This is a genomic window from Noviherbaspirillum pedocola (assembly GCF_016632335.1).
Taxonomy (GTDB): domain Bacteria; phylum Pseudomonadota; class Gammaproteobacteria; order Burkholderiales; family Burkholderiaceae_D; genus Noviherbaspirillum_A; species Noviherbaspirillum_A pedocola.
Genome location: NZ_JAEPBG010000031.1, coordinates 1 through 24,245, shown reverse-complemented (window position 1 = coordinate 24,245; position 24,245 = coordinate 1). Strand labels below are relative to the sequence as shown.

26 protein-coding genes are annotated in these 24,245 nt (G+C 65.2%); 12 read left to right on the top strand and 14 right to left on the bottom strand.

What is annotated here, in order from left to right; genetic code table 11:
- Positions 1 to 5: 5 nt before the first annotated feature.
- Entirely contained in the window at positions 6 to 929 is a 924-nt protein-coding gene (locus JJB74_RS30460; RefSeq protein WP_200598326.1) for a LysR family transcriptional regulator, read from the bottom strand.
- A gap of 166 nt (positions 930 to 1,095) precedes the next feature.
- Between JJB74_RS30460 and JJB74_RS30455 the strand changes: the two genes are divergently transcribed.
- Both JJB74_RS30455 and JJB74_RS30450 read left to right on the top strand, forming a co-directional pair.
- Positions 1,096 to 2,919, top strand: a complete 1,824-nt coding sequence (locus JJB74_RS30455; RefSeq protein WP_234484991.1) for a tannase/feruloyl esterase family alpha/beta hydrolase — start codon at positions 1,096 to 1,098, stop codon at positions 2,917 to 2,919.
- An 87-nt stretch (positions 2,920 to 3,006) separates the two neighbouring features.
- Positions 3,007 to 4,521 carry an argininosuccinate lyase gene (locus JJB74_RS30450; RefSeq protein WP_200598325.1) on the top strand — a complete coding sequence of 505 codons (1,515 nt, stop codon included), beginning with the start codon at positions 3,007 to 3,009 and terminating at the stop codon, positions 4,519 to 4,521.
- 123 nt (positions 4,522 to 4,644) lie between these two features.
- Here the strand turns inward: JJB74_RS30450 and JJB74_RS30445 are convergent, their stop codons facing one another.
- Both JJB74_RS30445 and JJB74_RS30440 read right to left on the bottom strand, forming a co-directional pair.
- Positions 4,645 to 5,625 carry an aldo/keto reductase gene (locus tag JJB74_RS30445; protein ID WP_234484990.1) on the bottom strand — a complete coding sequence of 327 codons (981 nt, stop codon included), beginning with the start codon at positions 5,623 to 5,625 and terminating at the stop codon, positions 4,645 to 4,647.
- Positions 5,626 to 5,757: 132 nt separating this feature from the next.
- Complete coding sequence (locus JJB74_RS30440) at positions 5,758 to 6,192, bottom strand: response regulator transcription factor (protein ID WP_200598324.1); 435 nt, start codon at positions 6,190 to 6,192, stop codon at positions 5,758 to 5,760.
- Positions 6,193 to 6,419: 227 nt separating this feature from the next.
- On the opposite strand from JJB74_RS30440, the gene JJB74_RS30435 reads away from it, so the two are divergent.
- On the top strand, positions 6,420 to 6,737 hold the full coding sequence (locus JJB74_RS30435; RefSeq protein WP_200598323.1) for a hypothetical protein: 318 nt from the start codon (positions 6,420 to 6,422) through the stop codon (positions 6,735 to 6,737).
- A gap of 138 nt (positions 6,738 to 6,875) precedes the next feature.
- The gene (locus JJB74_RS30430) at positions 6,876 to 7,694 is read left to right on the top strand and encodes an alpha/beta fold hydrolase (RefSeq protein WP_200598322.1); all 819 of its coding nucleotides are present in this window, start codon (positions 6,876 to 6,878) and stop codon (positions 7,692 to 7,694) included.
- 137 nt (positions 7,695 to 7,831) lie between these two features.
- Here JJB74_RS30430 and JJB74_RS30425 read toward each other — a convergent pair whose 3' ends face one another.
- The 6 genes from JJB74_RS30425 to JJB74_RS30400 form a co-directional block, all read right to left on the bottom strand.
- Positions 7,832 to 8,488, bottom strand: coding sequence for an ABC-type transport auxiliary lipoprotein family protein (locus JJB74_RS30425; RefSeq protein WP_200598321.1), 657 nt, complete (start codon positions 8,486 to 8,488; stop codon positions 7,832 to 7,834).
- Between the two features lie 133 nt (positions 8,489 to 8,621).
- A complete protein-coding gene (locus JJB74_RS30420; protein ID WP_200598320.1) occupies positions 8,622 to 9,482 on the bottom strand; it encodes an MlaD family protein in 861 nt (286 codons plus the stop codon).
- Entirely contained in the window at positions 9,479 to 10,072 is a 594-nt protein-coding gene (locus JJB74_RS30415) for a cytochrome b (protein WP_200598319.1), read from the bottom strand. Before JJB74_RS30415 ends, JJB74_RS30420 begins: the two co-directional genes overlap by 4 nt.
- A 20-nt stretch (positions 10,073 to 10,092) precedes the next feature.
- A complete protein-coding gene (locus JJB74_RS30410; protein WP_200598318.1) occupies positions 10,093 to 10,593 on the bottom strand; it encodes a hypothetical protein in 501 nt (166 codons plus the stop codon).
- 147 nt (positions 10,594 to 10,740) lie between these two features.
- The gene (locus tag JJB74_RS30405) at positions 10,741 to 11,337 is read right to left on the bottom strand and encodes a hypothetical protein (RefSeq protein WP_200598317.1); all 597 of its coding nucleotides are present in this window, start codon (positions 11,335 to 11,337) and stop codon (positions 10,741 to 10,743) included.
- Positions 11,338 to 11,499: 162 nt separating this feature from the next.
- Positions 11,500 to 12,579 (bottom strand): TIGR03118 family protein, encoded by a 1,080-nt coding sequence (locus tag JJB74_RS30400; RefSeq protein WP_234484989.1) that lies wholly within the window; start codon positions 12,577 to 12,579, stop codon positions 11,500 to 11,502.
- Positions 12,580 to 12,970: 391 nt separating this feature from the next.
- Between JJB74_RS30400 and JJB74_RS30395 the strand changes: the two genes are divergently transcribed.
- The 8 genes from JJB74_RS30395 to JJB74_RS30360 all read left to right on the top strand — a co-directional run bounded on the left by JJB74_RS30395 (position 12,971) and on the right by JJB74_RS30360 (position 19,774).
- On the top strand, positions 12,971 to 13,558 hold the full coding sequence (locus JJB74_RS30395; RefSeq protein ID WP_200598315.1) for an RNA polymerase sigma factor: 588 nt from the start codon (positions 12,971 to 12,973) through the stop codon (positions 13,556 to 13,558).
- Positions 13,558 to 14,184 carry a zf-HC2 domain-containing protein gene (locus tag JJB74_RS30390; RefSeq protein ID WP_200598314.1) on the top strand — a complete coding sequence of 209 codons (627 nt, stop codon included), beginning with the start codon at positions 13,558 to 13,560 and terminating at the stop codon, positions 14,182 to 14,184. The genes JJB74_RS30395 and JJB74_RS30390 overlap by 1 nt, the downstream gene beginning before the upstream one ends.
- Positions 14,181 to 15,428, top strand: coding sequence for a S8 family serine peptidase (locus JJB74_RS30385; RefSeq protein ID WP_200598313.1), 1,248 nt, complete (start codon positions 14,181 to 14,183; stop codon positions 15,426 to 15,428). The genes JJB74_RS30390 and JJB74_RS30385 overlap by 4 nt, the downstream gene beginning before the upstream one ends.
- Positions 15,403 to 16,101, top strand: a complete 699-nt coding sequence (locus JJB74_RS30380; protein WP_200598312.1) for a TorF family putative porin — start codon at positions 15,403 to 15,405, stop codon at positions 16,099 to 16,101. Before JJB74_RS30385 ends, JJB74_RS30380 begins: the two co-directional genes overlap by 26 nt.
- 74 nt (positions 16,102 to 16,175) lie before the next feature.
- A complete protein-coding gene (locus tag JJB74_RS30375) occupies positions 16,176 to 16,868 on the top strand; it encodes an RNA polymerase sigma factor (RefSeq protein ID WP_200598311.1) in 693 nt (230 codons plus the stop codon).
- A gap of 46 nt (positions 16,869 to 16,914) precedes the next feature.
- Positions 16,915 to 17,445, top strand: coding sequence for a DUF4142 domain-containing protein (locus tag JJB74_RS30370; RefSeq protein ID WP_200598310.1), 531 nt, complete (start codon positions 16,915 to 16,917; stop codon positions 17,443 to 17,445).
- A gap of 9 nt (positions 17,446 to 17,454) precedes the next feature.
- On the top strand, positions 17,455 to 17,793 hold the full coding sequence (locus JJB74_RS30365) for a cupredoxin domain-containing protein (RefSeq protein ID WP_200598309.1): 339 nt from the start codon (positions 17,455 to 17,457) through the stop codon (positions 17,791 to 17,793).
- Positions 17,794 to 17,980: 187 nt separating this feature from the next.
- A complete protein-coding gene (locus JJB74_RS30360) occupies positions 17,981 to 19,774 on the top strand; it encodes a tannase/feruloyl esterase family alpha/beta hydrolase (protein WP_234484988.1) in 1,794 nt (597 codons plus the stop codon).
- 117 nt (positions 19,775 to 19,891) lie between these two features.
- Here JJB74_RS30360 and JJB74_RS30355 read toward each other — a convergent pair whose 3' ends face one another.
- The 5 genes from JJB74_RS30355 to JJB74_RS30335 all read right to left on the bottom strand — a co-directional run bounded on the left by JJB74_RS30355 (position 19,892) and on the right by JJB74_RS30335 (position 24,084).
- Positions 19,892 to 20,656 (bottom strand): metal ABC transporter permease, encoded by a 765-nt coding sequence (locus tag JJB74_RS30355; protein WP_200598308.1) that lies wholly within the window; start codon positions 20,654 to 20,656, stop codon positions 19,892 to 19,894.
- On the bottom strand, positions 20,653 to 21,558 hold the full coding sequence (locus JJB74_RS30350; RefSeq protein ID WP_200598307.1) for a metal ABC transporter substrate-binding protein: 906 nt from the start codon (positions 21,556 to 21,558) through the stop codon (positions 20,653 to 20,655). Before JJB74_RS30350 ends, JJB74_RS30355 begins: the two co-directional genes overlap by 4 nt.
- A gap of 9 nt (positions 21,559 to 21,567) precedes the next feature.
- Positions 21,568 to 23,097 carry a hypothetical protein gene (locus JJB74_RS30345; protein WP_200598306.1) on the bottom strand — a complete coding sequence of 510 codons (1,530 nt, stop codon included), beginning with the start codon at positions 23,095 to 23,097 and terminating at the stop codon, positions 21,568 to 21,570.
- Positions 23,098 to 23,160: 63 nt separating this feature from the next.
- Complete coding sequence (locus JJB74_RS30340; protein WP_200598305.1) at positions 23,161 to 23,472, bottom strand: hypothetical protein; 312 nt, start codon at positions 23,470 to 23,472, stop codon at positions 23,161 to 23,163.
- A gap of 378 nt (positions 23,473 to 23,850) precedes the next feature.
- Positions 23,851 to 24,084 carry a hypothetical protein gene (locus JJB74_RS30335; protein ID WP_200598304.1) on the bottom strand — a complete coding sequence of 78 codons (234 nt, stop codon included), beginning with the start codon at positions 24,082 to 24,084 and terminating at the stop codon, positions 23,851 to 23,853.
- Between the last annotated feature and the right edge of the window lie 161 nt (positions 24,085 to 24,245).

Below are 24,245 nucleotides of genomic sequence, written 5' to 3'. Positions count from 1 at the left end.
GCGGTTCATGGGGCCGCGGATGCCGACTGCAGCGTTTCCGGCGGCGTCTCGCGCACCAGCGCGATGAAGTTTTCCGCCGCCCGGTTGGTGTTTTCCTCGCGGTACACCAGGCTCATGGGCGCGACCAGTCCGGGCGCGTCGCACAGCTCGCGGTAAGCGACCCGGTCGGGGTGAAAGCCCCGCATCGATGCGGGCACGATGGATACGCCGAGGCCGGCGGCCACCATGCTGATATTGGTCAGCATCCTGCCGACTTCCGCCGCGATGCGCGGCACGAAGCCGAGCTGCCCACAGGCCGCCAGCAGATCCGAATACATGCCGGAAGCGCCGGGCTGCCGCACCAGGATGAATTCCTCGGCCTGCAGCAAGCGCAGCGACACCGCCTTCGGGCTCGCCGCCAGGCGGTGATCCGCCGGCAGCGCCAGCAAAAGCGGTTCCTGCAGGATGGTGTGAAACGCCAGGCCGGCGGGGCGCGTCACCGGCGCGCGCAGCAGCGCCACATCGAGCTTGCCTTCCACCAGCGCCTCCGTCAGCCGCCCCGCATTGTCTTCCTTCAGCTGCAGCGCCACGCGCGGGCAGGCGCTGCGGAAAGCGCGCAACAGGCCGGGCGCATAGGAATGCGCCGCGGCCGAGGTGGTGAAGCCGATCGCGACCGCGCCCTCCATGCCCTGCGCCGCGCGGGCGGCGCGCTCGGCCGCCGCATCGAGATCGGAAAGCAGCGCCTTCGCATCGCGCAGGAACATGCGGCCGGCCTCAGTCAGCTCGACACCGCGCGGCAGTCGTCTGAACAGGGCAAAGCCGAGCTGTGCCTCGAGCAGCTTGATCTGCTGACTCAGCGGCGGCTGCTGCATGCCCAGGCGCTCAGCAGCGCGAGTGATGTGCCGCTCTTCCGCCACGGCGATGAAATATCTCAAGTGCCGAAGTTCCATTCATGTCTCCCGCCGCGCAGCGCAGCATTCCGCCATATCGAATAGGTATGGCAAACCTGGAAATTGCATATTTTACATATACAGGTGCGATGGCTATAGTCCGATGCAACCGGACAGAGAAACCGGCGCGGGCCCATTCCGGCGACCCGCATCTCTCGGAGACGATATGACCACGACCTTCCCCGACCGCGGCGCCATGCGCGCCTCATCGCCGCGGCTTGCGCGCTTGCCCGGCCTGCTTGCCGCTGCAGGCCTGCTCGCCTGCCTGAGCGCGTGCGGCGGCTCGGATGACCACCCGGCCAGCACGAACACCACGACGGCAACACCCCCTGCGACTACCACGCCGACGTCGCCGACGTTTGCGCCGGCCGTGCTGAGCAGCAGCGTCTGCTCCGGCCTGACCGCGACGAGCATCCCAGCCAGCAGCATCTCGCTGCCCAGTGGCGGCGCGACATTCACTTCGGCCGCACTCGTCGCGGCCACGGACGCCAACAATCTCAATGGCGACTTCTGCAAGGTGCTCGGCACGGTGCAGCCGGTGGACGGCGCCGCGCCGGTGATCCATTTCGAAATCAACCTCCCGGTCAAATGGAACGGGAAATTCGTCCATGTCGGCGGCGGCGGCTTCGACGGCGTACTGATCACCGGGCTCGATCCGATGGACTTCGCGCCGGCCTCCAGCGCCACGCCGCTCGCGCTCGGCTACGCCACGTTCGGCGACGATTCGGGCCATGTCGGCGGCATCACGAACGGCTCCTTCGCGGCGAACGATGAAGCGCTCGCGAACTACGGGCGGCAAAGCCTGAAGAAAACGCATGATGTCGCGATGGCGCTGATGACGAGCCTGTACAAGGTCGACAAGCCGCTAAAGGGGTATTTCATCGGCAGTTCCACCGGCGGGCGCGACGCGCTGGCCATGGTGCAGAACTGGCCGCAGGATTACGACGGCATCTTCATCAACCGGCCCGCGCTGAATTACACCGGCCTGCGGCTATCGAATGTGCAGCTTGGCCGCTCGCTGTTCCTGAACAATGGCGCGGGCTGGATCAATCCCGTAAAGACCACCTTGCTCCTCAACACCGTGATGAACGCCTGCGACGGTCTCGATGGCGCGCAGGACGGCATTATCAGCAACGTTGCCGCATGCAAGGCGCAGTCCAGCGCCATCCTTGCCAGCCTGCGCTGCGCCGGCGGCGCCGACACCGGCAACACCTGCCTGTCGGATGCGCAGCTCGCCACCGTCACGGCGATGGCCAATCCGCTGGCGCTGAATTATGCGCTGGCCAATGGCGTGACCAGCTACGGCGGCTACAACATCCTGGCCGGCATGGTGTTCGGCCCGCCGTATTCGGCTTCGCGCAACTTCGGCCCGAATGCCACCGGCCCCACCGCGCCGAACTATCTGGCCGCGTCGTCGAACTCGCCGAATGCCTACATCACCGGCGACCAGTGGATGAAATACTTCATCACCCGCAATGCTTCCTTCAATACGCTGACCGTTGATCCCGCCAACCCCGGCGCCTGGCAGCAGCGCATCGTCGATGTGTCGGCGCTGACCGATGCCACCAGCACCAACCTCGATGCCTTCTTCGCCAAGGGCGGGAAGATCATCTGGACGCACGGCACGGCCGATGAGGTGGTGAGCACCGATTCTTCCATTGCTTACTACCAGCAGCTGGTGGCGAAGTACGGTCAATCCGGCATCGATGCCGCGGTGCGCTTCTATCTGATTCCCGGCAACGGCCATGGCGGCACCGGGCCCTTCATTCCTTCCTTCGATAGCCTGGCGCTGCTGTCGGGCTGGGTGGAAGCCGGCACCGAACCGGCCAACAACATCGTCGCTGTCAACACCCAGACCAAAGCCGCCGTCGACACATCGCCGGCCGGCACGGCGGCGCGGCCGCTTTGCCGCTATCCTTCCTGGCCGAAATACAAGGGCGGCGGCGCCGATCCGAATCTCGCCGCAAGCTTCTCCTGCTCCACGCAGTAAGGACGGCGCCGCTTCGAATCCGGGCCCGCACGGCACGCCGCGCGGGCCTTTCAACCTTCGGGAGACAATGTGACGATCCACCGCATCATGACAAGAGCAGTTTCCAGAGCCGGGCTTTGCGGCCTGTTGCTGCTGGCCTCATCGGCCCAAGCCGCCGACGTCGGCGCCGCGAAAACCGGCGCCAATCACGACGCCTTCTACTGGCTGGGCGAAATCAACAAGGCCTCCACCGTCATCAACGCCGACGAAGGCCTGCTCGACCGCGCGCTCGCGCCGCGCATCGCCTCTGGCATCAGCAAGGTGCTGGCCGACGGCAACCAGCCCGGCGGCAAGCGGCCTTCACTGGTGATCACCTTCGAGCCGCTGCTCATTGCGGTCGCCGGCGAGGAAGCCACGCTGATCCACGCCGGCCGTTCGAGCCAGGACATGCTTTCCACCGTGCGCGCGGCGATGCTGCGCGAAGCATTGCTGAACCTCGCCGCGCAGCTCGACAAGACCTCTTCCGCCGTCGTGATGCAGGCGCGGCGACAGCGCGACACCATCGTGCCGAACTACACCAACGGCGTGGCGGCGCAGCCGAACAGCTATGGCCATTACCTGCTCGGCATCGCAGCGGGCCTGGACCGCGATGCCGAGCGCATCCGCGAAGCCTATGCCAGGCTCGACCGCTCGCCGATGGGCACCACCGTGCTCAACGGCAGCAGCTGGCCGCTGGACCGCAAGCGCATGGCCGGCTATCTCGGCTTTGGCGCCATCGTCGACAATGCTTACGACGCCGCGCAAATCAGCGCGGTGGATGCGCCGGTCGAGGCCGCGTCCATCGTCACCAGCATTGCGCTGCATGCCGGCGGCTTCATCGAAGACGTGATGACGCAGTATGCGCAGCCCCGCCCGTGGATACTGCTGCAGGAAGGCGGCGGCAACACCTATGTGTCGAGCGCGATGCCGCAAAAGCGCAATCCGGGCCTGTTGAACCTGACACGCGAGCATGCTTCCGATGCGCTGACGCTGGCGATGGGCCCGGCAATCCGCGCGCACAATCTGCCGCCAGGCATGCATGACGCGAAGGATGAAAAGACCAATGGCCAGATGGTGGCCGCCGCCATCGATGTGCTGCAGCGCTGGGAGCGCATCATGAGCGCGCTCGTGATCGATCCGCAGCGCGCGCTCGACGAGCTCGACAGCGACTGGACCGCATCGCAGGAATTGGCCGACGAACTCATGCGCAACAACGGCATACCGTTCCGCGTCGGCCATCACTTCGCATCGAAGATCGTCGATTATGCGAAGGCGCACGACATCCGCCCGAGCGCCTTTCCCTATGGCGAAGCGAAGCGCATCTATGCGGAATCGAGAGAAGGCTTCGGCCCGGCGGAGTTGCCCATGACCGAGGCGCAGTTCCGCGCAGCGCTGGATCCGGTGGCGATCGTGAAGCATCGCGCCACCGTCGGCGGACCGCAGCCGGCCGAGATGGAACGCATGCTGAAGGCAGCCGATGCGCGCCTGGCGCAGCAACGGGCATGGATCGCGGAGCGACGCGGCGCGATCGACGCGGCGCTGGCGCGGCTGGACCACGACTTCGACAGATTGCTGCCGCGCTGAGGATAGGCGGGCCGGTCTCGTAGGTTGGGCGCAGCCCACGCGTCTCTCCGCATGCCGCTGGCCGCGTGGGCTGCGCCCAACCTACGGACATCGATCATCCGATGCGGCCCGCATCACCTATCCTCAGCGCTGCGCCCACCATGCCGCCATGGTCCTGCGCATCGCGGCATCCGGCAGCACGCCGATGCCGGCGCGGCAGTTATCGATCATGTGGCGCGGCTGCGCGGTGCCCGGTATCGCGACGGTGACCGCCGGATGGCCGAGCACATACTTCAGCAAAACCTGCGCCCAGCTATCGCAGCCGATCTCACCGGCCCAGGGCGGCAGCGGCGTTCGCACCAGGCTGCGCAACAGGCCGCCGCCACCGAAGGGCTGGTTCACGATCACCGCGATGCCGCGCTCGGCTGCCAGCGGCAGCAGACGCGCCTCGGCTTCGCGGTCGTCCAGCGAATAATTCAACTGCACGAAATCGAGCTGTTCCGCGCGCATCACCGCTTCCATGTCGGCGAAGGCGCTGGCGGTGTAATGCGTGATGCCGAGATAGCGGATGCGGCCCTCCTCCTTCCAGGCGCGCAGCGTGGCGAGATGCGTGCGCCAGTCGAGCAGGTTATGAATCTGCATCAGGTCGATGCGCTCGGTTCGCAGCAAATCCATCGAACGCCGCATCTGCCGTATGCCTTCCTCGCGGCCACGCGTCCAGACCTTGGTGGCGATGAAAGCCTTATCGCGCGCGCCCATCTCGGCCAGCAGGTCGCCAGCAACGGCTTCCGAGCGGCCATACATCGGCGAGCTGTCGACCACCGAGCCGCCGGCGGCGAATAGCGCCTCCAATGTGGCGCGCAGCGGCTGGCGCTCGGCCGGGCTGGCGCCGACATCGAAGGTTTGCCAGGTGCCGACCCCGATCACGGGCAAGCGCTCGCCGCTGGAGGGGATGACGCGGGTGTGCAGTCGTGTGCTGATGCCCTGTGGAGCGGATGCATTGCCGTCGCGGGCGGAAGCGCCGATGCCAAGTCCGATCGCGCCGGCCATGGCAAGGCGCAGGAATTCGGCGCGGCTCATCCCCGACGCGCCTGTATGCGGATGATGTGACGATGCCTGTCGCATGCTGTGCTCCTTTCCCGGTTTCGATGCCGATCGGTTGCGCGCGTTCCGTGGCGCAATGCATTCTTTCGCCTGACCTGACCATGGCTTCCTGCGCATGGGCGAACAAGAGCGGCAAGGGCTTGCTTCACATCGTCACAGCCCGGCCCGCTCCATGACTGCTTCGGCAACGCGTTTCTCCAGATAGGACAGCTTGATCGGCCGCAGCAGATAACGCAGGCGCTGCCGCATCAGCAGGTCGCCCAAGCGCGCATCCGTCTCCGGCGCCGTCTGGTTGCCGAGCATGAAGATCGGCGCATCGGCGTTCCTGCCGGTGCGTATCGATGTGACCAGGTCTTCGAGCGCATGCGAGCCGGGCTGACTGTCGGCAAGACTATCGATGACATAGGCATCGAAGGCGCCGCCATCATGGGCCTGCAGCAAGGACACCATGTCGTAATAGGCGCTGGCGGCAAAGCCGCGTTTGCGCAGCAGATCACACAGGCTGTCGGCAAGAAATTCATCGCTGTCGAGAATCGCGATGGTCAGCGGCTTGGGCTGCCACGGCGCGGGAGCGGGTTGGTCATGCATGGTGTACAGAGTGGAAGCACGGTTGAAGATGCAATCGTCGGCTCCGGCATTCTACGCAGGAATCCAGCGGTCACGGCCCCGCTGGAGCGCTTCGCATCGCCCTTCGCAAGCCCACAGTTCCCGTCCTTGAGGATGCTCAAGAACGGTGGGGAGGAAAAAAATACATTGCAATCGGCATGCGTAGATTTTTCACGCAGCCGCTTCTCTTCATACTCAAAGGAAAACCCATGCTCAATCTCACCAAACCCCTCTTGGCCCTTTGTGCCATCGCCGCTTCCGGCATCGTCTATGCCCAGACCGCTGGCGGTGGACCGACCGGCATGGGAGGAAGCCAAATGCAGAGCGGCGGTGGCGGCGGCACCGGCAAGGATCCTTTCATCGAAAACCGCGAAGAGAAGTCGCAGGCGCGAAAGGAATACAAGAAGGACAAGTCCATTTCCAAGCAGGACTACAGCAAGGAAAAGAAAAAGGCGAACCAGAAGCTGAAGCAATCGGGCGCGCAATCCGAAGGAACGAAGAACACCGAGGTTCCCAGCACGCGCTGAACCCTGTGCCGGAGTCGTTCATGTAGTCGCGTGTGACGGACCACACGCGTTGTCGGCTGGCAGAACGAAATTTGCGCCGGCTTGTCACAGTGCGAGCTGATGGGTTCGTCTCAACCCTCCACTGTGAAAGGAACAGCCATGCCCAGCATCAAAACCACCGGCGCCAATTCAACCGAGCTGTACTACTACGAACAGGGGCAAGGCAGGCCAGTCGTGCTGATACACGGCTGGCCGCTCTCCCACAGGATGTGGGAAAGCCAGATCACTGCGCTGTCCGAAGCCGGCTTTCGCTGCATTGCCTATGACCGCCGCGGCTTCGGCGATTCCGGCCGTCCCACTGGCGGCTATGACTACGACACCTTCGCCGCCGATCTCAACGACCTGATGACGCAGCTCGATCTGCGCGACGCAACGCTGGCAGGCTTTTCGATGGGCGGTGGCGAAGTGGCGCGCTATATCGGCCGCTACGGCACCGACAGGCTGTCGAGTGCGATGCTGCTCGGCGCGGTGCCGCCCTTCCTGATGAAGACAGCGGACAATCCCGAAGGCGTCGACAAGTCGGTCTTCGACGGCATGCTCGCCAACGTCAAGCGCGACCGCATCGCGTTCTTCGAAGAATTCTTTCCGAACTTCTACAACCTGGCTCCCGGCGCCGGCGCCGACCTGCTCGGCTTCACCAAGTGGATCGCCTGGGGCGCATCGCCGCTCGGCACGCAGCAATGTATCGTTGCCTTCGGCGAAACCGATTTCCGCGCCGATCTGGCCAAGTTCGACATACCAACCTGCATCGTCCATGGCGACGCCGACCGCATCGTGCCCATCGATGTGGCCGGCAAGCGCTCGCATCAGATGATCGCGGGAAGCCGCCTCGAGGTGCTGCCCGGGGCGCCGCATGGCTTCGCTGCAACCCATGCCGAGGCGCTGAACCGCATCATGCTGGATTTCCTGAAGTCCTAGCATTGCGGCAGCACCAGCTGTGGCGGCACCAGCCGGCGCGACAACCGTGTCGCCGCTGCGCGGCAGCATGTTCTTTCCCGGGCGCCGGCAAGCATGTCGTACCCGAAACGTCAAAACCTGGCGCACCCGCATCGTCGTTAATGAAGCGATCGCGCATTCGCGCAGGAGCAGCCGGCGCGCGTCGATGCTCCGGCTGCAGGGCCAGCTTCCCGCAGCGCGAAGTCCGCAATCTGGCGCAACGCGCTTGCCGTCGCCCGGTTCGCCGCTTCCACGCCGGCACTCGGGGTCTTGTCGCTCATGGTTTCGCGCAGCGCGATCTCTCGCGCAGCCAGCACCCGGTTCGAAGCGCTTTCATGGAGCTGCACATGCAATGTCAGGCGCAGCAGCGCCGGATCGGCACGGAAATCCTGGACCAATTCCAGGATGCGGACCTGCAGCGCATAGCCATAAGCCGAGGAGGAAGGCGGCGCCAGCACCGCGTTGAAGGCATGCGTTTGCACCATCGTTCTCAGCAACAGCGGCAGCAGCATCTGTGCCGGCGCAGCCGCCCATTCATGCCTGCCGAAGTAGCCGAAGCGATGCGGCGCCTCGACATACGCCATGCGCGCGGTATCGTAGGGCGCCTCGGCATCCGGCGACAGCACCAGCAGCACCGCAGCTCCTGCCCCTGCCCTTCCATGCGGCACTTCCGCCGGCAGCTGGTCCAGCGTCTCCAATTGGATATCGAGCTTCTGCGGGCTCAGCGGCGCGCAAGCGGCAAGCAGCAGGCATAGCGACGCGCAGCAGTTTTTCAACAGCTTGCGCGCAGGCTGTTGAACAACGTAGCGAGCGAGTCGAGATTGGGGTCGAGGAGCGGAACCGTACGAGTAGTACGGTGAGCACCGCAGACACTGAGATCGGCACGCGCAGTAGTTTTTCAGCAGCCTGCTAGGGTTTGCCATCGCGCTCTCCCGGTCCCAGCGGCACGGCAGCGCCGCGCAGCAACAGCGATGGATTGCGCTGCAGCCTGTCAGCGGCGGCGGCGAGCGTTTTCGAGGCGGCTTGCATATCGGCCAGCATCCGGTTGGCCTGGGGCAGCAGCTCGGCACGCATCGTGCGCAGCGACTCCGTGCCCGCCGCCATCAGGGGCACGGCATCGCGGCTCATCCGATCCGCATTGGCCAGGATCGCATTCAGCCTGTCGCTGTTGGCTGCCAGCGTGGCGGTCACGCGTTCCAGGTCGCGCAGCGACGCATCGAGCGCGCCAAGGTTGTCGCGGCTCAGCGTGGCTTCCATCAGCGCCGTCAGGATCTGCACATTCGCATCGACCGTGCTGATGGCTGTATCCACGTCGCTGGAACGGGATGGCCCGGCGGCAATCAGCGGCAGATGCGAAACGGGATGCAGCGCCAGCGGCCCGCGACTGTCTCCCGCATCCTCCAGCGCAATGTAGACATAGCCCATGAAGCCACGGGCCGCCAGTCCGCGCGAGGTGACGGTCGCCAGCGTAGCCGCGCTGATCGGCGTTCCCTTGCGGATGCTGAGCACGATGTCCACTTCACGCGGCCCGGCAAGACTGATGCGCGCGACATGCCCTACCTCCACGCCGTGGAATTCCACCGGCGCATCGACCAGCAATCCGGATACGGCATCGCCGGTATGCACCTGATACGACGCGTACTGCGCATTCCCGTGCCGATACCAGACGTAGCCGACGCCAAGCAGGGCCAGAAGGCACAGCGCAAACGCATACCAGGCCCAGGCTTCGGCGCTGCGCGGCTTCGTCGCGTCCCATTCCGGCGTTTTCATGGTCCTTCCCTGCCGCCATATCCATGCAAGCCGTTCCGGCCCGGCAGCATGCGCATCAGCGTGGCATCGCGAAACAGGAAGTGATGCGCGAGCGCGGCGCCCGCGTGCAGCGCCAGCAGCAGCATGAGAGCGTCGGCGAGCAATCCATGCACGCTGACCAGCGCATGAAACCAGCGCTCATCGCGCGGCAGATAATCCGGCAGCGTGACGAGGACGAAGAAGGACACCGGAATCCCGGCCGTGGACGACATCAGCCAGCCGCTCAGTGGCAAGCAGAACATCAGCGCATACAACAGCAGATGCACGAAGCGCGCCGTGCACCGCTGCCAGAAAGGGATGCCGGGTTCGAGCGCGGGCAAGGGATTGACGCTGCGCCATGCGACCCGGACCAGCGCAAGAAGCCAGGCCAGGATGCCAAGCTCCTTGTGCAGCAGGATCAGGCTGATCTTCTTCATGTCGTATCCCGTTTCCGGCAGGGCAACCATGTAAAGCCCCAACAAAATCAGTCCGACCAGCAGGGCCGCCATGGCCCAGTGCAGCAGGATGGCCACCCGGCCATAGCGGTTTGCCGTGTTGACGAAGTCGGTCATGCTCCGCTCCCATACCCGGTTCAATAGGAACCCGGCTGCACCGCTCTCCAGCCTGACAGGCAAGTCTGGACATAGGGATAGTAGCCGGCGGGATTGTCGCACCAGTACCAGTAGCTGACCGTATTGCCATTCTCGTCCCGCCCGATGAAGCCCATCGGCGGCGGCGCCGCTTCCGGCCAGGGATAGGCATAAAACGGCACGCCGAGCAGCGGCGGCACGATGATCACCGCGCCATGGCTTCCGTGTCCACCATGCCCCTCGTGCCCCTCGTGACCGTCATGCCCGTCGTGACTGCCATGGCGCGGCAAAGGCTGCATCCCTCCAGGATGCCCGTGATCGAAACCGCCGCCCGGGCCCGCGCCGTGCCCCAGGCCTGCGCCACCGCCATGCCCCCATTCGGCTGCCTGCAGCGGAGCGCCCCAGGCAGCGCATGCGAGCGCCAGCCATGCCGAGCAAGGACGCAGGAAAGTCCGCCTCCGGCATGGCGCAGCAGAGCGAGCGTCGAGATTCAAAATGCGCATGACAGCAAATCCTGAGGCGAGGAATGCCGGACACGGTGCCCGGCATTCCTCATCAATGCGCATCGCTCTGAAAAGCCGCTCCAAGCGAGTGGCATCACTCCGATTCTGCGCCACCGCAAGGCGCGAACCGCTTTCTTCAGCGAGCGCTCATTTCATGGCGCCATTCGGCTGCTGATTCACCGAAATCGCCATCGCCTGCCGGTAGTTGATCTCTACCTGGTCGCCTTTCTTCACCAGCTTCAACTGCTCCGGGTCTCTTACCTTGACATCGAAAGTGCCATGCGTACCGCGCAGCTTGACCTTCTGGTCCTTCATGTTGACCGAAACCACATCGGCCAGCACCATGACTCTCTTCTCGGCCGAAGCGCCCGGTGTCGCGCCATGTTCCGCTTGTGACGCGTTTGCGCTCTCTACCCGCTCGCGTATGCCCGCGGTGCCTTTCCTCAGTTCCAGCGACACCGCTTCCTCGTATTCCGCATTGACCATGTCGCCGACGCGGAGCTGATCGAAGTTGCGCACCCTTTCGCCTGCCTTGATCTCGACCACTTCACCATTGCGCTGCTTTAAATCGATGGTGCGGGTGCCCGGATCGAGGCGGACGATCTGCGCGCTGACGCGCGTCGTCTGAACGGCGCTTCCAGCGCCTGGTGTGGTCTTCATGGTTGTCGTGCGCTGGTCATCCTGGGCGTGAGCGGCTGGCAGGACCACCACAGCGGAGAAGATCAGCGAGTGTACGGCTTTCATCGGCATGCCTCCTTGCAATGGAAATCAGATAAAGCGCGGCGCGCACTGCGCCGCACCATGCCGATTGTTGGCACGCCGGCCCGGAGCGGCAATACGTACTTGGTCACATGCCGAGTGACGGGAATGCCTGCCTGTTTGCACCGAACGCGATGCGCCGCCCGTTCACTCCGATGCCGCCTCGTCGTCGTCATGCCCTTCGTCAGGCGCCACATCGATGCGTCCGACCAACCCCTGCTTTTCATCATTCGGCCCGGCCGCGAAGAACAGCGTGTTGACCGGCTGATTCTGAAAGCCATTGCCAAACGCCAGGCCCCAGAGACCATCGATGGTCAGCGGACGGCGCCCGGCATCCTTGAGCGTGCCGACGAAGCGGCCGCTGGCGAAGTCATAGGCATGAAGGGTACCGTCACCGAAGTTGCCGACCAGCAGGCGCCCGGCGAACCGGCCGAAGCCGGCCGGCGCCAAAGCCATGCCCCAGGGCGCATTGAGCTTGCCGCCGGAGACCAGACGCCTGATCAGCCTGCCATCCGGGGCGAAGACATTCACATAGCCCAGGCCCCGGCCCGCAACCTCGTCGTGACCCGACGCATCCTGCTTCGCATACGAGACATAAATATTCCCGGCGATGGCCTGCAGGCCGAAGGGCGCGAAGCCGGCCGGCAGACCCGGATCGGAAAAGTTGCTGCCCGCCAGCTGCACCGGCTTGAAGCCGGCATCGAAGACATCGATGCGATTGTTATGGAAGTCGGCCGCATACAGCTTGCTGCCCGCGCCATCGGCCGACAGCGCCAGCGCCTTGTACACCGCGCCCGCGGATGCGGAGTTGTCCACGACCTTGATCGCGTGAGTCGGATCCACGTTCGGCGCCCAGCCGGCAATGACCCCGTCCTCGGTTGCGAAGAGGAAGCGGCTCGGCCCGGATTTGTCGTTCCGCGTCACCGCGAAGTCCGACGAGCCGTTGAACACGATGCCGGTGGGCGTACCGCCGCTGGCGCCGGTGGGCGAAGGAATCTGCACCACGAGCGTTTGCGGCTTGCCGGCGCCGTCATACAGCGTCGAAACGCCGGTGCCGTTGTCGGCAACCCAGAGAAAACCGAAGGGATTGAAGGCAGTCCCCCAGCCGTTGACCAGATTCGGGTCGGTGTTCGCGGCGGCAACGCCGCCATTCGATACCAGGTTGCGCTGCTCATAAAAGTCCCCCGCCGCATGCGCAGACTGCGCCGCGGCCAGAGCGGCGAGCATGCACAGTCGAACGAGAGCTCGTTGTAATGAATGTGTCTTCATGATGGCGCTCCAAAGCGAAGTCCGGTTGAGAAATCCAGTTGAGAAGTCCGGTTGAGAAGCGCGGCCTGCGCAGCCGCACCTGCCGTATATGCGCAAAGCACGGCTGGCGGTTCAAGGCCGCGGCGACACGCCGCGTGGGGGTTGGGCGGGATCAAGCATGGCGTCGACGGCGCTTTACATGGCGCGCTTTTTCGCTACGCATGGCGCTTTGCGTTATCGCAGCCTCGCCGCCCGGAGGTTTTGCATAATGACTCGGCACAGTCGGAATCGCGGCGGCAACGCGCCAATTGATGCGATTGAACCGATTGCGGCGATCGGGGCATATACCGTCGACGATGGAGATTCCGGGATGTGGAAGAGGGCCAGCCGAAGCGGCACCCCGACGGCCTCGGACGATGAACATGAAGCGCGGCTGCTGCATCTGGCAAGCGACGGTGATCTTCATGCCTTCGAATTGCTGTATCGCCGCTATTTTCCACGGCTGATGCGCTTCCTGGACCGTGCGATCCGCCGTCCGAGCCTGTGCGAGGAAGTCGTGAACGACACCATGCTAGCGGTATGGAACAGCGCCGGCCGCTACGACGGCAGCTGCAAGCTGTCGACCTGGATATTCGCAATCGCATGGCGCAAGGCGATGAAGGCCCTGCGCGCCTTCGACGATCCCATCGACCATGACGTCGAGCTGATGCCGGACGACAGCCGCGATGAGCCGGAAGAAGCGGCGCAGCGGCAGGAGTTGCGGCAGCGCCTGGAACAGGCCTTGTCCTGCCTGCCCTTCGAGCAGCGCGCGGTGGTCTGCCTCACCTATTTTCACGGGCTGGATTATCACGAGATCGCCGCGATCATGGAATGCCCGGTAAACACGGTGAAATCGCGCATGTTCCATGGACGGCGCAAGTTGGAAGTTCTGCTGGGCGACAGGGCGGAGGCGCGCTGATGGAGAAGAAGCCATTGCGGAATGAAGATGCGGAGCACCAGGCGGCGCAGGAGCTCTTGCCCTGGTTCGCCACCGGCGCGCTGGAACGGCTCGAAAGCCAGCACGTGGAACGGCATCTGCGGCATTGCCAGCAATGCCGCGCCGACCTGGACCTACAGCGCAGGCTGAGCGTAGATGCGGCACGCCATCCGGGCCCTGGCGCGGATGCGGATGTAGCCTGGCAGCGCTTGCGCTCGCGGCTGCATGCGCCAGCGCAGGCAGCGCCGGGTCCCGCCCGGACGTTGCGCCGCCCCTCGTGGACGCACTGGACTCTGGCCGGCGCTGCCGCCCTGATCGCGGCGTTCGCCATCCTGCCGGCCAGCCTCGCGCCGCGCTATCACGGTCTCGGCCGCACCGGCGGCGGCGGCGACGGCGATATCGTCGTGGCCTTTCGGCCGGATACCAGCGAGAAAGAGCTGCGGCAGATTCTGCGCGCGAGCGGCGCGCGCCTCGCGGATGGGCCGACCGCGGCCGACGCCTATGTGCTCCGGGTCGAGCGCGGCACGCAAGAGCAGGCGCTGGTGGCATTGCGCCGCGAGCCAAGGGTGACCATGGCCGAGCCGCTGGACGCGAGAGGCGGCCATTGAAGCCCTGGCCGCGCCGCATGCTCATCGCGCTCGGACTCGCGCTGACGCTGGCCGGCTGCGCCTTGGGACAGGCCGCCGCGCCGGGCATCCCGCTGGAGCCGGGAACGGTGCGGCTGCTGGTGATGCTGAAAGCGCCGCCGCCGCATTTCCGACCCGATGCCGGGCCTGCCGGCTATGGCGCCGCCGATTGGAATGCACAGCGCCGCATCGCGGCAGGCCTGGCGCGAGACCATGGGTTCACGCTGGCCGACGACTGGCCCATGCCGGTGCTTGGTCTGCACTGCTTCGTGCTGAAGCCGCTCGACGCGAAGCGCGCCGCCAGCCTGGCGAACGCGCTGTCGCGGGATCTGCGCGTCGAGTGGACCCAGCCGGTACAGCGCTTCCATGCGATGGAAGCCGACGGCAGCAGCGACCCGCTCTATCCCTTGCAGCCGGCCGCACGGCTGTGGCAGCTGTCCCGATTGCATCAGACGGCGACCGGCCGCGGCGTGTCCGTGGCCGTCATCGATAGCGGCGTCGATGCCGCGCACCCGGACCTGGAAGGCCAGGTCGCATGGGAAGAGAATTTCGTCGATGACGGCAAGCCCGGTGCGGAGGCGCATGGCACCGCGGTCGCCGGGATCATTGCGGCACGCGAGGGCAATGGCATGGGCATCGCCGGCATCGCGCCGGCGGCGCGGCTCTACGCGCTGCGTGCATGCTGGCAACAGCGGGACGGCGGCACCGCGTGCGACAGCTTCACGCTGGCCAAGGCGCTGCAGGCGGCGATATTGCGCGGCGCGCAGGTCATCAATCTGAGTCTTGCCGGACCGGAAGACCGACTGCTGCGCGAATTGCTCGATCAGGCGGCGGCGCGCGGCATCAAGCTGGTGGCTGCGGCTGATGTGCAATTGCCTGACGGCGGCTTTCCGGCATCGCATCCCGCGGCGATCGCAGTTGCCGGCGCGCCTATACCCGAGGCCATGCGCGCGCGCGTGCTGCTCGCGCCGGCAAAGGATGTGCCAAGCACCCTGCCCGGGGCGCGTTTCGGCTTCGTTTCGGGCGCCTCCTTCGCCGCGCCCCATGTTTCCGGATTGCTTGCCCTGCTCACCCAGCTGCGGCCCGAGCTGACGCCGCGCCAGGCAAGGCAGGCCATGTCGGGCACGGCAGGCCAGGTGGATGCCTGCGCCGCGCTTCAGCGGGTCGGCCAGGCTTGCGCCTGCTCCTGCATTGCGTCCCGTGCGCCCGACGATGGGCGGCATTGAGCGCAGCACTGAGCGCATCGCGCGCCGCATGCTGCTGGCCGCGGGGGCGATGGCCGCGGGCCAGGCGCTGGCTCAAGTCGACGGCAGCATGGCCATTGTCTCCGACTACCGCTATCGCGGCGCGACGCTCAGCCATGGTAGGGCCGAGCCGCAACTGCACCTGGGCGTGGATGCGTCGAATGGCTGGTATGCCGGTGGCTTCATCTCGGGCATCGATCTGCGCGGGGAGTACCGCGCCCATGTGCAACTGCTGACTTATGCCGGCCGCGCCGCGCGCGATCGTTCCGGCCTCGCCTGGGACGGCGGCATCGTCGCGGCGGCCTTCCCCGGGGCCGCCGCCTATGATTACCTCGAAGCCTACGCTGGCTTCACCGGCGCCGTGTTCAGCGGCCGCCTGTCGGCATCTCCAAACTACTTCGGCGCGGGTACAGCCACCTTGTATGCGGAATGCAATGCCGCCAGCGATCTGGGGCGCACGATGCGTGCGGAAATGCATGCCGGCTATCTGCATACCGCGCGCCATCCCGCGCCGCTCGCTGTCTACCATGCCGGCGGCCCGGACTTCAGCGTAGGACTGTCGGCCGGCGTCGCGCGCGCCCGGCTGGCGCTGACCTGGAGCGCGGCCCGGCAGACCCGCAATGCCTGGGTGCTGAAGCTGGCGCTGCCTTTCTGATGCGCTGGTACGCAAGCGGGAACGCCAACCGGGCGTGTTTCATCCAATGTCATGAACGCACAAGGAGAGAGACGATGCCTACCCAAGCGGCGGTGACGCAAAACGCGAACCGTTCCGATGCCGACCTGGCCGCAGCGATACGCGGCGGCGACGAGCAGGCCTTCACGCTGCTGATGCGGCGCATGAACCGGCCGCTGTACCGCACCGCGCGCAGCATCCTGCGCGACGACGCCGAAGCCGAAGATGCGCTGCAGGATGCCTATCTGCAGGCCTATCGCGGCATCGCCTCATGGCGCGGCGATGCATCGCTCAAAACCTGGCTCACCCGCATCGTCGTCAATGAAGCGATCGCACGATCGCGCAAAAGCAAGCGGCGCGCGACGGTGATCCAGCTGCAGGGCCAAGCTGCCGACGACATGGAGGAAGCCGAGATGGAACAGACGGCTGGCGAGCAGCCTGAGCAAGCGGTATTGCGATCACAGATGCGCGCGGTGCTGGAGAAAAGCATCGATGGCTTGCCCGAAAACTTTCGCACGGTGTTCATGCTGCGCGCGGTGGAGGAAATGGGCGTCGAAGAAGTCGCCGCCTGCCTCGACATCCCGGAAGCCACCGTGCGCAGCCGCTTCTTTCGCGCCCGCGCGCTGCTGCGCCAGGCGCTGGAGAGCCAGATCGACTTTGCCACCGGAGATGCCTTCGGCTTCGATGGCGCGCGCTGCGACCGCATCGTCACAGCCGTCATCCGGCGCCTGCGCGCCGAGCCGGAATAAGCCCTGGCCCGGCTGTTTCATTTCACTGTCGAAAAGGAGAACTGCCATGAACAAGCTGTTACCCCGGATCGCCGCAGGATGCGTGCTGCTCTGCGCATCGCTGGCCCATGCCGATACGCGCGCACCCAACGATGCGCAGATCGCCGGCATCGTCGTTGCCGCCAACAGCGTCGACATCGATGCCGGCAAGCTCGCCGAGTCCAAGGCGCAGGATCCGAAAGTAAAGGCTTTCGCGCAGCGCATGGTCACCGACCATGGCGGCGTCAATGAGCAGGCTTCGGCGCTGGCGAAAAAGCTCGCGCTGACGCCCGAATCCAGCGATGTCAGCAAATCGCTGCAACAGGGTGGCGCGGCGAACGTCTCGCGCCTCAAGGGCTTGCAGGGCGCGGCGTTCGACAACGCCTATGTGGAACATGAAATCGCGTATCACCAGACGGTGCTCGATGCGATCGACAACACGCTGATCCCAAACGCGAAGAATGCCGAGCTCAAGAACCTGATCGTCAAGGTCAGGCCCGCCATCGATGACCATTTGCAGCATGCGAAGCATTTGCAGGCGGATCTGAGCAAGAAGTAGCGGCACGCCATGCTATTCCGCCGACCTTCCCCCGTGCGCTTCTTCCCGTTGGCTGCGGCCTGCACGCTGTTGTCGATGCCACTCGCATCAAGCGCAGGCGCGAGCCAGGAGGTCGTCATCGATGCGATGCGTTTCGCGCCGCAAACCATCGAAGCACGCGTTGGCGATGAGATCGTCTGGAACAACCGTGATTTCTTCCCGCATACCATCGTCGCGGATCACGGCGAATTCGCTTCCGAGCCCATCGCCCCAGGCGGCGCATGGCGCCTGCATGCCGAGCATCGGGGCGTGTTTCCCTACACCTGCGGATTGCATCCGACCATGCATGGCGTGCTAGTGGTCAATTAATCGACGCCCCACCCTCTGATCCGAAGCGCTGTCGCGCCGGCCGCCCTTCGGATCAACCCAAGTCCCGTTCTCCGACATTCTTTCGATAAGCAAATGGCAACGGCGAGAGGGGCAGGACGCAACCCTCCATCGGGGGCGCGTGCGCATACTCGGCCTTACCAAATTTCATCAAGAAGAAGGAGACAACATGAGGGTTCATGAACCTCTGGGCATGCCCACGTCATTGCTGCAACGCCGCTTCGGGCTGCCTGCACTGTCGGCACTCTGCATCAGCGCCGCCCTGCTTGCCGCCTGCAACGGCAGCGACGACAGCGCCAGCACCGGCGCGGGCAGCACCAGCGCGACGGCAGCAGCGACCGCGCTGGCAGTGGTCAAGCCGGTGATGGACTGCGCGCAGCTGGCATCGGTCGATCTGACCGATATCGGCGGCGCGGGCAGCACCATTACCTCGGCCGCAGTGACGACGACCACGATCAACGGCAATACCATCAGCATGTGCGCCGTGAAGGGCACGCTGGCACCGTCGAACACCTTCGAGGTGGCGCTGCCGGTCAGCTCCTGGACCCAGCGCTTTGCCGAACTCGGCTGCGGCGGCCTGTGCGGCAATCTCAGCGATCCGACCAGGCAGAGCGCGTTTTCCTTCACCTACAACTGTCCGCTGGTGCAGCAGGGCGGCTTCGTGACCGCGGCCACCGACATGGGTCATTCCGGCAACGGCACGGCCTGGACCACGAATGAACAGCAGCAGGCGGACTTCGCCTACCGCGGTCAGCACATCACCACGCTCGCGGCCAAGAAGCTGATCAAGGCCTACTACGGCCAGGCGCAGAAGTATTCCTATTTCGTCGGCTGCTCGGATGGCGGCCGCGAAGCGCTGATGGCCGCGCAACGCTATCCAAATGATTACAACGGCATCGTCGCCGGCGCGCCCGCAGCCCACTTCCAGATCCAGAACTCCGTGTTCCATGGCTGGAGCGTGGTGTCCAACAGCACCACCGGCAACAGCAGCGGCAATTCGGTGCTGTATGCCGACAAGATCGCCGTGCTGCACCGGGCCGTGCTCGCCGCCTGCGGCGATACGCCCGACGGCCTGATCTCCGATCCGCGCGCCTGCAGCTTCGACCCCGCTTCGATCGCCTGCGCGACCGGCGCCCTTGATACCAGCGCCTGCCTGACCCCAGCCGAAGTCGCCGCGGCCGGCAAAATCTATGGCGGCCCGCTGGACGCGACCACGCGCGAGCGCATGCAGATCGGCCGGCCGCTGCCCGGCTCCGAAGGCAACTGGGTCGGCGTTGAAGTGCCGAGCACATCGACCTCGACCGGCGCCCCGGTCGCCGTATCCAGCGGCGTGTTCAGCTACAACATCGTCACCGGCGCCTATAACCTGATCTTTACCGGTAGCCCGACCATGCCGACGATCGACAACTTCGGCTATACCGATGCCAGCTTCTACAGCACCTATCTGGCGCCGAATCATCCACTGTATGACGCGACCAACCCGGACCTGTCTGCCTTCCAGAAGGCCGGCGGCAAGCTGATCCTGTGGCACGGCTGGGCCGACCAGCACATCTCGCCGCGCTACACCATTGCGTACTATGAAGCGATGCAGAACACGATGGGCCAGTCCACCGTCGACGGCTTCACACGCATGTACCTGGTGCCGGGCGTGGGCCACTGCGGCGGCGGCGAAGGCCTGGCCAACATCGACCTGGTATCGCAGATCACGGGCTGGGTGGAGCAAAGCAATGCGCCGGACTCGGTGATGAGCTACCGCACCGACACCGCGGGCAATGTGACGGCGTCGCGTCCGGTGTATCCCTACCCGGCAGTGGCCCAGTACAAGGGCAGCGGCGACTGGCATGACGGCGCGAACTACACCAGCGGCGCGCCCTTGTACAACGTGCGCACCCCGGCCTGGGCGGGCGCGATGTTCTACACGCCATACACGCCGAAACAGCAGGGTGTGGCAACACCGCTGTAAGCGGATTGCATCGACAGGGTGAAGTGACGCAGGTTTGACCCGCGACCTGCATGGATGCGGCGGAACTGCCCGATGCGGCAGTTCCGCCTTTCTCTTTCGAAGACGTCGGGATGCGGATCAGCGTGCCACGCCTGCGCGCGGCCCGCATGCATGCACCAGCATCGCCAGGGCCGCCAGACACCATACGATCAGCGCGCCGGACGGCAAGTCATACACCAGCGACAGCACCAGCCCGAGCGCATAACCGGCGATGCCCACGGCGAAAGCGATGGCGATGCGCCTGCCTGCCGGGTAATTGCGCACGGCAAGCGCCGGCACGATCAGGCTGGCAAATACCAGATACACGCCAACCAACTGCACCGAGATCGTCACTGCCAGCGCGAACAGCAGGTAAAAGGCCACGCGTGGCAGCCGGCCCTCGAAGCGGAATGCCAGGAAGCCGATGACGATGGTCGCTATCGCCGGCAGCAGCAACTGGTCAAAACGCACCCAGAGGATTTGCCCGGCCAGCAGGTCGCGCAAATGCTCGCCGCCGTGCGGATTGTGCGCCAGCAGCAGCAGGCTGCCGGTCGCGGCCAGTACGAACACCACGCCGATCTGCGCCTCCTGCACCTCCGGCCAGCGCCGCTCGGTCCAGGTCAGCAGCAGGGCGCCGAGCACCGCGGCGCTTGCCGCGGCAAGCTGCACGATCCATCCGGCTTCGAGCTCGGCCATGCCGGCGATGATCACGCCCAGCGCCGCAATCTGCGCAATCGCCAGGTCGATGAACACGATGCCGCGCTTTAACACCTGCGCGCCGAGCGGCACATGGGTGGCGAGCACCAGCGCACCAGCGGCGAAGGCCGGCGCAATGATGGATAGATCAAGGCCTTCCGGATTCACTTGTTGGCCTCCAGCAGACGATGCACGGTGTCGTCGAAGAGGCTGAACAAGTCCTTGGCTGCATCATCGCCGCCCACGGTGAACGGCAGCGTCACCGCCGGGATATGCGCATGCTCGGACAACCACTGCGAAGCGCGCGCGTCCTGGTAAGCCGCGCGCACCACCATCTTCGCCGGCGTGCGCTGCAGCTGCGCCGCCAGCTCGGCCAGGTGCGCTGCGGACGGCTCCACGCCGGGCTTGGGCTCGAGCGTGCCGACCGCGCGCATGCCGAGCCAGTTCATCAGGTATTCCATATTCTTGTGATGCTCGACGATGGCCGCGCCCTTCAGTGGCGCGGCCTGCTCGCTCCATTTTGCGATGGCCGCGTTCCAGCGCCTGGCGAAGTCCGCCTGGCGCGACTGATAGGTCGCCGCATTGGCCGGATCGATCTGCGCCAGCCGCTGCGCCAGCGCCGCCGACACGGTGGCGATGTTGCGCGGATCAAGCTGGATATGCGGATTGCCGGCCGCATGCACATCGCCTTCGGCGCGGTCCAGGCGCGTGGGCACATCCAGTCGCGGCACCAGCATGCCGGCCTCGAAATAGCCCGGCTGGCCCGGCAGCAGCTTGGCATTGCCCGATTGCTGCAGCAGCACCGGCAGCCAGCCGATTTCCAGCTCGAGCCCGGTGCATACCAGCAGGTCGGCATTGCGGGTGCGCGCGATCAGGCTGGGTCTGGGCTCGATGCGGTGCGGATCCTGCAGCGCGCTGGTGGCGCTGCTGGCCTTGACCTTGTCCCCGCCCAGCTCCGTGGCCAGCGCCGCCCATTCCGGTTCGCAGGCCAGCACATTGACTGCGGCATGCGCGGCGCAGGATGCTGCCAGCGCGACGCCGGCCGCCATCGTCATCAAGTAGCGTTTCATCGTCGACTCCTAGAAGGTATGCGCGCCATGCACGCCGAGACTCATGATGTATTGCAGGAAAACTTCGTTGTCGTTCGTGCCGGGACGCGACTTGTCCTGCGCCAGTTGCAGCCGGATGCGGCTGAACTCGGATGGCGACCAGTCGACCATGAAGGACAGGCGCTTCGGGTTGTAGGCCGACAGCTGCGAAAAGTCCGCCGCGCTCAATGCGCCGGAAGACACCAGGCCGATGTCCGGCGTGCCCGAGCTGAGCCTGTCGTAGCGCAGGCCGGCGCGCCAGGCCGGCATGAATTGATAGACGCCCTGCAGATACCAGCCCGATTGCGCGCTGGCATAAGCGCCGGTCTGCCCGTTGCCCGTCGTATCGAAAGCCAGCGTGCCGCTTTCGCGGCGGCGGAAATACTCGCCCTGCAGCTTGAAGTTGGTTTGCGTGGCATTGCCGTTCGGCGACCACTTGTAGACGCCGTCGACGATCACGAGGTTCGCATGTCCCGAAAAACTGTTGGACACCGCAGCCCCGCTGCTGTCCACGTCCGTATAGGCCCGGTCCTTCGCGCCGGTATGCAGGAAGGAAATGCCGGCGCGCCAGCTGGCCGATTCGCCGATGTCGTCGCCGATATGCGCATACAACGCCGCCGAGCCGAAGCCATTCTTGTTGCGGTCGTTGCCGGGAAAGGCGCCGCCGTTGCCGGCTTCGAACCCGAGTTCCAGATAGCGCTCGGTCGGGGCCAGCCACTTCAGTTGCAGGCCGTCGTTGCGGTACTGGCCGCCGAAGAAAGCCTGATAGGCCAGCGGCGCATCGACGAAGTCCCAGGCATGCGCATGGATGCTGTTCAGATAGCCGACGCCGGCAAGCATGCGGCCCGCCTTCAGGTTCAGGCCATTGGCGAGTCCCTTGGTCTGGACAAAGGCTTCCTCGACCGAGACGCTGTTGTCGCCGGCCAGCGCAAAGATCAATTGGCCGGAGAAGGTCGGATCGATATTGGCCGACAGCGCCACTTCGGACTCGCCGAGGCTGAAGCTGCGGCTGCCCGGCCCGATGTCTTCACCGCCCGGCATGAAGCCCTGCAGCCGGTACTGCTTCGGATCGCGCGACAGGTTCGCATAGGTGCCGCCGAGAATGGCGGAGATGGCCGGATTGAAGGCATTCGCCCCTGCCGCGGACGCCGGCATGGCGGCAGGCTGCGCGGGCATGGCCGATGCCGCGAGGATGGCCGCCGCGGTGCTTGAGCTTGCCGCCGGCGCGACGGTTGTGGCGGGTGCGGCGGGTGCGGCGGGTGTGGACTGCGCGACGGCTTGTGTACCAGGCGCAGCGGAAGGTACGGGGGCCGGCGAAGCGGCGACGGAACTGGGCGTTGCCGCTTTCGCTTCGGCCTGCTGCAGGCGCTGCTCCAGCGCGCCGATGCGGGACTCGTACTCGGCCTTCATCCTGCGCATTTCCGCGCGCAGCTGCGCGATATCGTCTTTGCTCGCCGCCAGCGCGGGCAACGGAGCGAAGGCGACGGCAATGGCCGCCGCCATGAGGCGTCGTTTCAACATGTTCGTTCTGAATGGGAATGGAGGGACGCGGCCGGGCAATGCCGGCCGCGCGCTTCTGCGGATTCAGAACGAGGCGGGAGGCGCGCGCGAATCGAAGGCGCGGGTTGCGGCCGGAAGAAGAGCGGGTGATGTTGGCAATGCCGCAGGGGCATCGGTCAAGGCATGCAGCACCAGCGTAGGAGGCGTGCCCGGCAGGCCCGAGCCAAGAGCCGAAAAATGCAGGCACTGCTCGCACTGCAGTTCCGGCGGCAGTGACTTCTTCTGCACGCTGCCCGACTCCGCGCGCGTGGAAAGATGCGAGATCGCATGCGCAAGACCGAGCTGCTGCGACAGCAGCAGGAAGGCAAAGGCGACAAGGGCGATGGCGCGTTTCAAGGAAGCGTCGCGGAGAGCGTGGATGGCGGGGGATTATAACAAGGGCAATTGCGGCAACGGATTTACGTTCCGCCCGTGGCAGTGCGCATCCTTGATCCGATCGGAAATCAGTGCGCCCTTTCCCAGGGATTGATGATCCTGGTGCCGGCTGAGCGGCTCAGCCGCTTTCTGGCGGCCCGCCTGCTCGAGGACCGCGACATCCTCACTCGTCAGCCCTGCGCGGCGACTCACGTCGGCCAGGGCGGTTTCGATGCGAAGGCGTTCCGGCGGCCGAACAGTCCGGACTGGCGAAACAGTCCTTCGCAATGCTCTTTTGGGCAAGCAAACCACGGCGTCGAAATATTGCGTTATCGAACGGAGCGAAACCGACGACAAGTGCTAAACGCCAGTGCCAATATCGATGTCCTCGTGCCTGGTTTGTGCCATGAATTCGAATAGCGGATGCTTTGCCTGCAGCCAGATATCTCGGGCCTTCTGCACTTCAAGCGCCATCACGCGGTGCGGAATGTTGCCGACATGTTTGAAAGGCACATACCCCATGCCGGGAACAATGTCCTTGAATAGCAAGCGATCGTAACTTCGGTCCACCGGAGAGCGTGCGGCGATGACCATCCACTCGACCCGCTTCCTTTCGCAATAGAGGTAGTAAGAGCCTATTCCAGTAGGGATAAGAATTGAAGTAATGCTTGTCCAAGCCAGTGTTTTTGATGGAGGACATCATGGGCATGGTCAAGCAGGACGACGGATGGCGCTTGCCGGATGAATTATGGGAA

Coding starts and splice junctions, on each gene's coding strand:
- JJB74_RS30445 (WP_234484990.1), bottom strand. CDS start 5,625: ATGCGACAGGCATCGTCACATCATCCGCATACAGGCGCGTCGGGGATG.
- JJB74_RS30420 (WP_200598320.1), bottom strand. CDS start 9,482: ATGAAAACGCCGGAATGGGACGCGACGAAGCCGCGCAGCGCCGAAGCC.
- JJB74_RS30410 (WP_200598318.1), bottom strand. CDS start 10,593: ATGCGCATTTTGAATCTCGACGCTCGCTCTGCTGCGCCATGCCGGAGG.
- JJB74_RS30430 (WP_200598322.1), top strand. CDS start 6,876: ATGCCCAGCATCAAAACCACCGGCGCCAATTCAACCGAGCTGTACTAC.
- JJB74_RS30400 (WP_234484989.1), bottom strand. CDS start 12,579: ATGCTCGCCGCTCTGGCCGCGGCGCAGTCTGCGCATGCGGCGGGGGAC.
- JJB74_RS30365 (WP_200598309.1), top strand. CDS start 17,455: ATGCTATTCCGCCGACCTTCCCCCGTGCGCTTCTTCCCGTTGGCTGCG.
- JJB74_RS30415 (WP_200598319.1), bottom strand. CDS start 10,072: ATGACCGACTTCGTCAACACGGCAAACCGCTATGGCCGGGTGGCCATC.
- JJB74_RS30405 (WP_200598317.1), bottom strand. CDS start 11,337: ATGAAAGCCGTACACTCGCTGATCTTCTCCGCTGTGGTGGTCCTGCCA.
- JJB74_RS30370 (WP_200598310.1), top strand. CDS start 16,915: ATGAACAAGCTGTTACCCCGGATCGCCGCAGGATGCGTGCTGCTCTGC.
- JJB74_RS30345 (WP_200598306.1), bottom strand. CDS start 23,097: ATGTTGAAACGACGCCTCATGGCGGCGGCCATTGCCGTCGCCTTCGCT.
- JJB74_RS30450 (WP_200598325.1), top strand. CDS start 3,007: ATGACAAGAGCAGTTTCCAGAGCCGGGCTTTGCGGCCTGTTGCTGCTG.
- JJB74_RS30350 (WP_200598307.1), bottom strand. CDS start 21,558: ATGAAACGCTACTTGATGACGATGGCGGCCGGCGTCGCGCTGGCAGCA.
- JJB74_RS30455 (WP_234484991.1), top strand. CDS start 1,096: ATGACCACGACCTTCCCCGACCGCGGCGCCATGCGCGCCTCATCGCCG.
- JJB74_RS30440 (WP_200598324.1), bottom strand. CDS start 6,192: ATGCATGACCAACCCGCTCCCGCGCCGTGGCAGCCCAAGCCGCTGACC.
- JJB74_RS30335 (WP_200598304.1), bottom strand. CDS start 24,084: ATGGTCATCGCCGCACGCTCTCCGGTGGACCGAAGTTACGATCGCTTG.
- JJB74_RS30460 (WP_200598326.1), bottom strand. CDS start 929: ATGGAACTTCGGCACTTGAGATATTTCATCGCCGTGGCGGAAGAGCGG.
- JJB74_RS30390 (WP_200598314.1), top strand. CDS start 13,558: ATGGAGAAGAAGCCATTGCGGAATGAAGATGCGGAGCACCAGGCGGCG.
- JJB74_RS30375 (WP_200598311.1), top strand. CDS start 16,176: ATGCCTACCCAAGCGGCGGTGACGCAAAACGCGAACCGTTCCGATGCC.
- JJB74_RS30435 (WP_200598323.1), top strand. CDS start 6,420: ATGCTCAATCTCACCAAACCCCTCTTGGCCCTTTGTGCCATCGCCGCT.
- JJB74_RS30360 (WP_234484988.1), top strand. CDS start 17,981: ATGAGGGTTCATGAACCTCTGGGCATGCCCACGTCATTGCTGCAACGC.
- JJB74_RS30395 (WP_200598315.1), top strand. CDS start 12,971: ATGTGGAAGAGGGCCAGCCGAAGCGGCACCCCGACGGCCTCGGACGAT.